We start from the raw sequence: 6,420 nt of genomic DNA on the forward strand, positions 1-6,420 counted from the left end.
AAAGGAACCTCGTCCCAGCTGATGCTGGAGACGGGGTATCAACATATCTGGCGTTGATTTTTGGCACGCTGTTGAGTTCTCAAGGAACGGACGCTTCCTTTGTACTCACCCTCTCGGGCTTTCCTCCGGGCTTTTCCCTTCGGTCTTGCGTTTCCGACTCTATCAGATCCTTTCGGGCCTGATTCCCTGTCGGCGGGGCCTTTCGACATTCGCTACGTTAGCCCATTCCCTCGGCAACTCATAATCGAGTTCCGCGAGTTCGAATTCGGGCGTGCGGGCACGCCGAAATCGCCCCCGCTGAGGGGATGTCGTAGGTAGTGGTTTGGCCGCTCTCGGCTGCTGGCGATCGCCGTAACCGGGTCAAGCGGCTCGGGCCACGTTACGCACCTTCCAAGAGCGAGTCAACTTGAGCGCCGCCTCGGGACATGAGCGCGGTAGGGACTCACCGTCGGGTCGTCGGCGACCCAGAACCGCCAGGGGTGCACGCCTCCGTCGCCGGCCACCCCGGTCCGCGGACCGTTGAGTACCTGGTCGGAGGTGACCGGAGTGCCGGTGAGCACCCTCAGCGGGGTCTCGTCCGGGTCGCACGCGTCCGTGCCGTCCAGGGCCCGGTCCACACCGAGGGCCGTGGCCAGGCGGGCCGGCCCTTTGGCCAGTTCTTTGTCATTTCGGGCCGAGAGTCGACGTTTGCGCGCCAGCTCGGCGCCTTCCAGGATCTCTCCGGCACGCAGCAGGACGGCGCTCGCGCGGCCCTCGGGCCCGCACACCAGGTTCATGCAGAACCACATGCCGTAGGTGAAGTAGACGTACACATGCCCGGGCGGACCGAACATCACGCCGTTGCGGGCCGTGCGACCGCGATAGGCGTGGGAGCCGGGGTCGTTCGGGCCGTCGTACGCCTCCACCTCCGTGAGGCGCACCGTGATCGGGCCGTCCGGGGTCGTGCGGACGAGGGTGCGGCCGAGGAGGTCGGGGGCGACATCCAGTACGGGGCGGTCGAAGAACTCTCGTGGCAGTGGCGTACGGTCCGGGGGCGTGATCATGGCGTACGAGCGTAGTCCAGACGGGTGTGTGCCAAGGGGTGGTCAAGGGTCCGTCCGCTTGCCAGGGTGAGGGCGCGGAACCGACCACGGCCGGATCGCGTTTGTAGGGATCAGGAATCCGCGCGTTCTAAGAGGAGAGACATGGCGTTCAAGAAGCTGCTCGCGAGCCTGGGGGCCGGTGGGGCTTCGGTGGAGACGGTGCTGACCGAGGTCAACGTCGTCCCCGGTGGTGTCGTCCAGGGCGAGGTGCGGATCCAGGGCGGGTCCGTCGACCAGGAGATCGAGGGGCTGTCGGTCGGGCTCCAGGCCAAGGTCGAGGTCGAGAGCGGCGACCAGGAGTACAAGCAGGACATCGAGTTCACGAAGGTCTCGCTCGGCGGTGCCTTCACGCTCCGGTCGGGTGCGGTGCACGCGGTGCCGTTCGGCCTGGAGATCCCCTGGGAGACGCCGATCACGATGATCGACGGTCAGGCCCTGCGTGGCATGAACGTCGGTGTGACGACCGAGCTGGCGATCGCGCGTGCCGTGGACTCCGGTGACCTCGATCCCGTCAACGTGCACCCGCTGCCGGCGCAGAAGGCGATCCTGGACGCGTTCATGCAGCTGGGCTTCCGCTTCAAGAACGCGGACCTGGAGCGCGGGCACATCCGTGGGACGCGGCAGCAGCTGCCGTTCTACCAGGAGATCGAGTTCTTCCCGCCGCAGCAGTACCGCGGGCTCAACCAGGTCGAGTTGAGCTTCGTCGCGGACGGCCACGCGATGGACGTCGTACTGGAGATGGACAAGAAGCCCGGGCTGTTCAGCGAGGGCAGTGACACCTTCCGGTCCTTCCAGGTGGGTCTGCACGACTACCAGGGCACCGACTGGGCCGCCTACTTGAACCAGTGGCTGTCCGAGGTCGGCAGCAAGCGCAACTGGTTCTAGGCTCGGAACTGCTGATTCCGGTAATCGATCAGGAGGTACCGAGGTGACCGAGCTCAAGCGGCGGCCGCTCCCCCATGACTTCCACCCGCCCGTGTCGTCGTTCACGGTGACGAGCGAGGACGTGCAGGAGGGCGGCACGCTCAAGGACGCTCAGGTCTACGCGGCCGGCAACACCTCGCCGCAGTTGCGCTGGGAGGGCTTCCCGCCGGAGACCAAGAGCTTCGCCGTGACCTGCTACGACCCCGACGCGCCCACGGGCAGCGGGTTCTGGCACTGGGTCGTGTTCGACATTCCGGCCTCGGTGACCGAGCTGCCGGTCGGTGCGGGCAGCGGGAAGTTCGAGGGGCTGCCCAAGGGTGCCGTACATGCGCGGAACGACTACGGGACGAAGGACTTCGGCGGGGCCGCCCCGCCGGCCGGGGACGGACCGCACCGGTATGTCTTCACCGTGTACGCCGTGGATCAGGAGAAGCTCGGGCCCGATGCCGAGGCGTCGCCTGCCGCCGTCGGCTTCAACCTGCGCTTCCACACGATCGCGCGCGCTCAGTTGATCAGTGAGTACGAGGTGCTCGCCGAAGACTGACGTTCATTGAGCGTTTGCCCGCCCCTGGTCTTGGAATTGATCAGGGGCGGGCACTTTTTTATTGCGTTGTCCATCTCGGCGTGCCCGGCCAGAGTTGATCCAAGCCCAAGCCCGCCAGGGGTGGGCCGGTGCACATGGGAGGTGGGCTGACATGCGGGACACGCTGGTACTGAACGCGAGCTTCGAGCCGCTGTCGACGGTGACGTTGAACCGAGCCGTCGTTCTGGTGCTGCAGGACAAGGCCGTCGTCGAGCAGTCCCACCCCGAACTGCGCATGCGCGGAGCCGCGGTCGACATACCGGCGCCCCGGGTGATCAGGCTGTGCAGGTATGTTCGGGTGCCCTTCCGAAGACAAGCCCCGTGGTCGCGGCGGGGTGTTCTGGTGCGTGACCGGCACAGGTGCGCGTACTGCGGGCGTCGGGCGACGACCGTGGACCACGTGGTGCCGCGGTCGCAGGGTGGTCAGGACACGTGGCTGAATACGGTGGCCTCCTGCGCGGAGGACAACCACCGCAAGGCGAACCGGACTCCGGCGGAGGCGGGGATGCCGTTGCTGCGGCAGCCGTTCGAGCCGACTCCGGCGGACGCGATGCTGTTGTCCTTGGGCCACGAGGACTTCTCCGCGCTGCCGGAGTGGTTGGCTGTAGAAGCCGCCTGACCAGCTGCCGGGAACTGCTCGGTTGCGGGTGCGGGTTCGTCGTGGCTGGTCGCGCAGTTCCCCGCGCCCCTGAGTGCGCCAGGGCCCGCCTTCTCAAGAAGGCGGGCCCTGCTGTCGTACGGAAATGCCTACGTCAGTCGATCTTCGGGGTTTCCCGGCGTTCCGAGCCGGAGTTGCCGCCGTTCGAGCCGCCGCCCATGCCGCCGAAGTTGCCCATGGCGCCGGAGAGGCCCTTGAGGGCGTCGCCGATCTCGCTGGGGACGATCCAGAGCTTGTTGGCGTCGCCCTCGGCGATCTTGGGGAGCATCTGGAGGTACTGGTAGGAGAGGAGCTTCTGGTCCGGGTCGCCGGCGTGGATCGCCTCGAAGACCGTACGGACCGCCTGGGCTTCGCCTTCCGCGCGCAGGGCGGCCGCCTTGGCCTCACCCTCGGCGCGCAGGATCTGGGACTGCTTCTCACCCTCGGCGGTGAGGATCGCGGCCTGACGGGTACCTTCGGCGGTCAGGATCGCGGCGCGCTTGTCACGGTCGGCGCGCATCTGCTTCTCCATCGAGTCCTGGATGGAGGTGGGCGGTTCGATCGCCTTGAGCTCGACGCGGTTGACGCGGATGCCCCACTTGCCCGTCGCCTCGTCGAGGACGCCGCGCAGGGCCGCGTTGATCTCCTCGCGGGAGGTCAGGGTCCGCTCCAGGTCCATGCCGCCGATGATGTTGCGGAGCGTGGTGACGGTGAGCTGCTCGATGGCCTGGATGTAGCTGGCGACCTCGTAGGTCGCGGCGCGGGCGTCGGTCACCTGGTAGTAGATGACGGTATCGATGTTCACGACCAGGTTGTCCTGGGTGATCACCGGCTGGGGCGGGAACGGCACGACCTGTTCACGCAGGTCGATGCGGTTGCGGATGGTGTCTATGAACGGGACGACGATGTTGAGTCCCGCGTTGAGTGTCCGCGTGTAGCGGCCGAAGCGCTCCACGATGGCCGCACTGGCCTGTGGGATGACCTGGATCGTCTTGATCAGGGCGATGAAGACCAACACCACCAGGATGATCAAGACGATGATGACCGGTTCCATCGTGCTCCCCGTGCCCTTCTCCGCCTCGGCGTTTTCGGAAGATCTTATGCTTGTTGAAGATCTTGCTGGTCGAGTCTGACAGACCGTCGTGCAACTCGTGGTGCGTTCGGTTCAGTTGCATCCTGCGAGGTCACATGACGATCGCGGTCGCTCCCTCGATGTCCACGACATCCACTTCCTGGCCTACGTCGTAGACCCGGCCGGTGTCGAGAGCGCGGGCCGACCAGACCTCTCCGGCGAGCTTGATCCGGCCGCCCGTGCTGTCGACGCGCTCCAGGACGACGGCTTGCTTGCCCTTCAACGCGTCGACGCCCGTGACGAGTTGGGGCCGCTGGGAACGGTGCCGGGTGGCGATGGGCCGTACGACGGCGATGAGGGCCACCGAGACGACGACGAAGACGAGTACCTGGACGACGATGTCGCCGCCGAGTCCGGCCGCCACCGCGGCGGCGACTGCGCCCGCCGCGAGCATGCCGAATTCCGGCATCGCGGTCACCACGAGCGGGATTCCGAGCGCTGCCGCGCCGACGAGCCACCACACCCATGCGTCGATGTCGTTCACACGGTCATGGTAGGTCCCGGGGTACTCCCTCGGACAGGGCGCGATGGGGCGGGAAGGGGCTTCTTACCCTTGTTTTCGCGGGGACTTCACGTGATCACGACAGGGGAAGGCCCTGCGCGGTCCAGCGCTCGCCGACCTGCTCGACGACGAGCGGGAGGCCGAAGCACATGGAGAGATTGCGGGAGGTGAGTTCGAGCTCCAGGGGGCCGGCGGCGAGCACCTTGCCCTGACGGATCATGAGGACATGGGTGAAGCCGGGGGCGATCTCCTCGACATGGTGGGTGACCATGAGCATCGAGGGGGCGATCGGGTCGCGGGCGAGCCGGCCGAGGCGGCGGACCAGGTCCTCGCGGCCGCCGAGGTCGAGACCGGCGGCGGGCTCGTCGAGCAGGAGGAGCTCGGGGTCGGTCATCAGGGCGCGGGCGATGAGGGTGCGCTTGCGCTCGCCCTCGGAGAGGGTGCCGAACTTGCGGTCCAGGTAGTCGCTCATGCCGAGGCGGTCGAGGAAGGCGCGGGCGCGCTGCTCGTCGATGTCCTCGTACTCCTCCTGCCAGCCGGCGGTCATGCCGTACGCGGCCGTCAGCACGGTCTCCAGGACGGTCTGGCGCTTGGGGAGCTTGTCGGCCATGGCGATGCCGGCCATGCCGATGCGGGGGCGCAGTTCGAAGACGTCGGTGCCGGGCTTGCCGAGGGTCTCGCCGAGGATGGTGGCGGTGCCCTTGCTGGGGTAGAGGTAGCTGGACGCGAGGTTCAGAAGCGTGGTCTTGCCGGCGCCGTTGGGACCGAGGATGACCCAGCGCTCGCCCTCCTTCACCGACCAGGAGACCTGGTCCACCAGAGCCCGGTCCTCACGGACCACGGATACGTCCTGAAGCTCCAGAACATCGCTCATGAGCGCGTTGTCTCCCCTTGCAGTGTGACCGGTGTCGGCGTCTCGGCTGGCGCGTGCGCGCTTTTGGGCGCAGCCCTCGATGAAATCTACGCCACCGGTCGGCCGCTCCCGTCCAGCGGTCCGGTCCTTAGGCTGGGGGGCATGCTCTCGGAACCGCGCTCTGGACGCCTTGCCGCTTGGGGAAACGGCCTTTTGGCCGGACTTGTCTCGCCGGACGACGCCGTACTGGCGATCGTCGGTGACGATGCCGTGCACCGGGTGGAGGGGCTGCCGGGCGAGACGGCGGCCGTCGGTCTCACCCTGGCGCTCGGGCGGCTGAGGTCGCTCGGAGTCACCGGCCTGCGGGTCGCGCTGCCCGCGCCGGGGCATCCGCTGGGGTTGAGCGGGCCGCCGGAGTTCAACGCGCGGGCGTTGGAGGCGGAGGAGGCGGTGGTCTGTCACGGTGCCGCGCTGGGCCTGGTGCCGGAGGTGTACGAGGCCGGGCCCGCGGGTGATGTGCATGTCGAGGTGGTGTGGCAGGTGCTGCCGGTGCGGGAGGCTCCGCCGGCGGACGTGCCCTCGTTGGGCGAGGCCGAGCGGGAGCTCGCGGAGGCCCTGCGGGAGGCGACGGAGGTGTTGTCGCGGCTGGACGTGGCCGCGTCGGGGCCGGTGGCGGAGGCGGCGATCGGGGCGTACCGGGCTCGGGC

Annotated in this window: 8 protein-coding genes; 4 read left to right on the forward strand and 4 right to left on the reverse strand. The window is 67.8% G+C overall.

The window, feature by feature from the left end:
* Nucleotides 1-401 precede the first annotated feature (401 nt).
* Entirely contained in the window at nucleotides 402-1,043 is a 642-nt protein-coding gene (locus EHS43_RS33930; RefSeq protein WP_125194488.1) for a DNA-3-methyladenine glycosylase, read from the reverse strand.
* Between the two features lie 141 nt (nucleotides 1,044-1,184).
* Here EHS43_RS33930 and EHS43_RS33935 point away from each other — a divergent pair, with 141 nt between their 5' ends.
* The 3 genes from EHS43_RS33935 (at nucleotide 1,185) to EHS43_RS33945 (ending at nucleotide 3,208) form a co-directional block, all read left to right on the forward strand.
* Nucleotides 1,185-1,967 (forward strand): sporulation protein, encoded by a 783-nt coding sequence (locus EHS43_RS33935; protein WP_125194489.1) that lies wholly within the window; start codon nucleotides 1,185-1,187, stop codon nucleotides 1,965-1,967.
* Nucleotides 1,968-2,010: 43 nt separating this feature from the next.
* Complete coding sequence (locus EHS43_RS33940; RefSeq protein ID WP_125194490.1) at nucleotides 2,011-2,550, forward strand: YbhB/YbcL family Raf kinase inhibitor-like protein; 540 nt, start codon at nucleotides 2,011-2,013, stop codon at nucleotides 2,548-2,550.
* 151 nt (nucleotides 2,551-2,701) lie between these two features.
* On the forward strand, nucleotides 2,702-3,208 hold the full coding sequence (locus EHS43_RS33945; RefSeq protein ID WP_125194491.1) for an HNH endonuclease: 507 nt from the start codon (nucleotides 2,702-2,704) through the stop codon (nucleotides 3,206-3,208).
* Between the two features lie 133 nt (nucleotides 3,209-3,341).
* Here EHS43_RS33945 and EHS43_RS33950 read toward each other — a convergent pair whose 3' ends face one another.
* The 3 genes from EHS43_RS33950 to EHS43_RS33960 all read right to left on the reverse strand — a co-directional run bounded on the left by EHS43_RS33950 (nucleotide 3,342) and on the right by EHS43_RS33960 (nucleotide 5,734).
* Nucleotides 3,342-4,280, reverse strand: a complete 939-nt coding sequence (locus EHS43_RS33950) for an SPFH domain-containing protein (RefSeq protein ID WP_125194492.1) — start codon at nucleotides 4,278-4,280, stop codon at nucleotides 3,342-3,344.
* Between the two features lie 130 nt (nucleotides 4,281-4,410).
* Nucleotides 4,411-4,842: an NfeD family protein gene (locus EHS43_RS33955; protein ID WP_125194493.1), complete on the reverse strand. Its 432-nt coding sequence runs from the start codon at nucleotides 4,840-4,842 to the stop codon at nucleotides 4,411-4,413.
* 94 nt (nucleotides 4,843-4,936) lie between these two features.
* Entirely contained in the window at nucleotides 4,937-5,734 is a 798-nt protein-coding gene (locus EHS43_RS33960; protein ID WP_030318316.1) for an ABC transporter ATP-binding protein, read from the reverse strand.
* Nucleotides 5,735-5,875: 141 nt separating this feature from the next.
* Here EHS43_RS33960 and EHS43_RS33965 point away from each other — a divergent pair.
* Nucleotides 5,876-6,420 (forward strand): hypothetical protein (locus tag EHS43_RS33965; RefSeq protein WP_125194494.1); only part of this gene is annotated, 545 nt, incomplete at its 3' end.

It is taken from the genome of Streptomyces sp. RP5T, assembly GCF_003933965.1.
GTDB lineage: Bacteria > Actinomycetota > Actinomycetes > Streptomycetales > Streptomycetaceae > Streptomyces.

Excerpts from the sequence above, each read along its gene's own strand:
- EHS43_RS33935 (WP_125194489.1), top strand. The coding sequence starts at position 1,185 with ATGGCGTTCAAGAAGCTGCTCGCGAGCCTGGGGGCCGGTGGGGCTTCG.
- EHS43_RS33945 (WP_125194491.1), top strand. The coding sequence starts at position 2,702 with ATGCGGGACACGCTGGTACTGAACGCGAGCTTCGAGCCGCTGTCGACG.
- EHS43_RS33960 (WP_030318316.1), bottom strand. The coding sequence starts at position 5,734 with ATGAGCGATGTTCTGGAGCTTCAGGACGTATCCGTGGTCCGTGAGGAC.
- EHS43_RS33930 (WP_125194488.1), bottom strand. The coding sequence starts at position 1,043 with ATGATCACGCCCCCGGACCGTACGCCACTGCCACGAGAGTTCTTCGAC.
- EHS43_RS33950 (WP_125194492.1), bottom strand. The coding sequence starts at position 4,280 with ATGGAACCGGTCATCATCGTCTTGATCATCCTGGTGGTGTTGGTCTTC.